The sequence below is a fragment of the Streptomyces sp. NPDC054847 genome, from assembly GCF_053610925.1.
Map to the genome: position 1 here is coordinate 1 of NZ_JBSGZJ010000670.1, position 2,582 is coordinate 2,582.

The 2,582-nt window shown below is 72.7% G+C and carries 1 protein-coding gene; it reads right to left on the minus strand.

Annotation, left to right across the window (positions count from 1 at the left end; translation table 11 throughout):
• Positions 1–3: 3 nt before the first annotated feature.
• Positions 4–2,160 carry a 1,4-alpha-glucan branching enzyme gene (gene glgB / locus ACWGH4_RS34000; RefSeq protein ID WP_453467641.1) on the minus strand — a complete coding sequence of 719 codons (2,157 nt, stop codon included), beginning with the start codon at positions 2,158–2,160 and terminating at the stop codon, positions 4–6.
• Positions 2,161–2,582 lie beyond the last annotated feature (422 nt).

Sequence of the window (2,582 nt, forward strand, 5' to 3'; positions counted from 1 at the left end):
GACTCAGGCCGGCCGGAACCAGACCGTCGCCAGCGGCGGCAGGGTCGGCGCGATCGACGTACGGCGGCCGTGGGACTCCACCTGCTCCGCCTTCATCGGGTCCGCGTTGAGGACTCCGGAGCCGCCGAACCGCTCCTCGTCGGTGTTGAGGACCTCCGCCCAGGCGGTGACCGTCTCCGGGACGCCCAGCCGGTAGCCGTGCCGCACCACCGGCGAGAAGTTGCTCACCGCCAGCAGCGGCGAGCCGTGCTTGTCGAAGCGCAGGAAGGCGAACACGTTGTCCTCCCACGCCCCGCCGTCCACCCATGCGAAGCCCTCCGGCACGGTGTCCCGCTGCCACAGCGCGGGAGCCTTGCCGTACACGGTGTTCAGCTCGCGCACGAGGTCCCGCACACCGCGGTGGTCCGGCTCCGCCGCGTACGACGGGTCGAGCAGCCACCAGTCGGGGCCGTGGCCCTCGGACCACTCGGCGCCCTGGGCGAACTCCTGCCCCATGAACAGGAGCTGCTTGCCGGGGTGGGCCCACATGAAGCCCAGATAGGCGCGGTGGTTGGCCCGCTGCTGCCACCAGTCGCCGGGCATCTTGCTGACGAGCGCCCGCTTGCCGTGCACGACCTCGTCGTGCGAGATCGGCAGGACGTAGTTCTCGCTGTAGGCGTACACCATCGAGAACGTCATCTCGTTGTGGTGGAACTTGCGGTGCACCGGTTCGTGCTCGACGTAGCCCAGCGAGTCGTGCATCCAGCCCATGTTCCACTTCAGGCCGAAGCCGAGACCGCCGAATCCGTCGTCGCCCACGTGGTGGGTGGCCCGGGTGACGCCGTTCCAGGCGGTGGACTCCTCCGCGACGGTGACCACACCGGGGCAGCGGCGGTACACGGTCGCGTTCATCTCCTGGAGGAAGGCGACGGCGTCCAGGTTCTCCCTGCCGCCGTGCACGTTCGGCGACCATTCGCCGTCCTCGCGGGAGTAGTCGAGGTAGAGCATCGAGGCGACCGCGTCGACCCGCAGGCCGTCGATGTGGAACTCCTCGCACCAGTACGTCGCGTTGGCCACCAGGAAGTTGCGGACCTCCTTGCGTCCGTAGTCGAACTCGAGGGTGCCCCAGTCGGGGTGCGCCGCCCGCGCCGGGTCGCTGTGCTCGTACAAGGGGCGTCCGTCGAACTCCGCCAGCGCCCAGTCGTCCCTGGGGAAGTGTGCGGGCACCCAGTCCACCAGCACGCCGATGCCCGCCCGGTGCAGGCTGTCCACCAGGTGCCGGAAGTCGTCCGGGGTGCCCATGCGCGAGGTCGGCGCGTAGAAGCCGGTGACCTGGTAGCCCCAGGAGCCGCCGAAGGGATGCTCGGCGACCGGCATGAACTCCACATGCGTGAAGCCGAGGTCCTTCACGTACTTCGGGAGCTGCACCGCGAGCTGGCGGTAGGTCAGCCCGGGCCGCCAGGACGGAAGGTGCACCTCGTAGACCGACAGCGGCGCCTCGTGGACGGGCACCTCGCCGCGGCGCGTCATCCACTCCTGGTCGCCCCACTCGTGGTGCGACTCGGTCACGATCGACGCGTTGGCGGGCGGCACCTCCGTGCGCCGGGCCATCGGGTCGGCCCGCTGCGTGTACGAGCCGTCCGGGCGCATGATCTCGAACTTGTAGAGCGCGCCATCGCCGATGCCGGGCAGGAACAGCTCCCACACGCCGGTCGCGCCGAGCGACCGCATGGGGAAGCCGGAGCCGTCCCAGAAGTTGAAGTCGCCGACCACACGTACGCCCCGCGCGTTCGGCGCCCAGACGGTGAACCGGGTGCCGGTGACGCCCTGGTGCGTCATCGGATGCGCGCCCAGCGCCCGCCACAGCTCCTCGTGCCTGCCCTCGCCGATCAGATGCAGGTCGAGCTCGCCGAGGGCGGGAAGGAAGCGGTACGGGTCCTCGACCTCGAAGCCGTCCTCGTGGCCTTCGTAGGTGACGAGCAGACGGTAGTCGGGGGTCGTCCGCAGCGGGAGGACGCCGGAGAAGAGGCCGTCGCCGTCGTTGTTCAGCTCGGTGCGCAGGCCCTTGGCGAGGACGGTCACGGACAGGGCGTGCGGACGCAGCACCCGCAGTTCGACGCCGCCGCGCACCGAGTGGGCGCCGAGCAGGGCGTGCGGGTCGTGGTGGCCGCCGCTCAGCAGCCGGCCCCGGTCGTCGTCGCCGAGCGGCTTCGCCGCGCGGACGCCGCGTCCGTCGCGCGGACGGGGAGCGCCGGCAGGCTTGGCGCGGCCCGCCTTGCCGGGGCCGGACGCGGACCCGCCACGGTCGGCGGACGCGGGGCCGGCCCCGTCCTGACCGTCCCGGTCCCCGGAACCGGTGGTGGTCCTGGTGGTGGCCCCGGCTCCCGTCCCGGCCCCTGTGGCGGCGGTCCCGGCCGCTGCCGGGGTCACCGCGGGAGCGTCGGAGGCGGGAACGTCCGTGCCAGTGCCGCCGGTCCGGGTGCTCTTCGTGCGGGTGGCGCCCGCCCTGGCACGGGCCGCCCCCGCCGGTGCGGTCCCGGCTCCCGCCGGCTTGGCCGTGCCGGCCCGGGCGCGCGCCGCCCGTGCGGGCCGGGCCGCGGTCC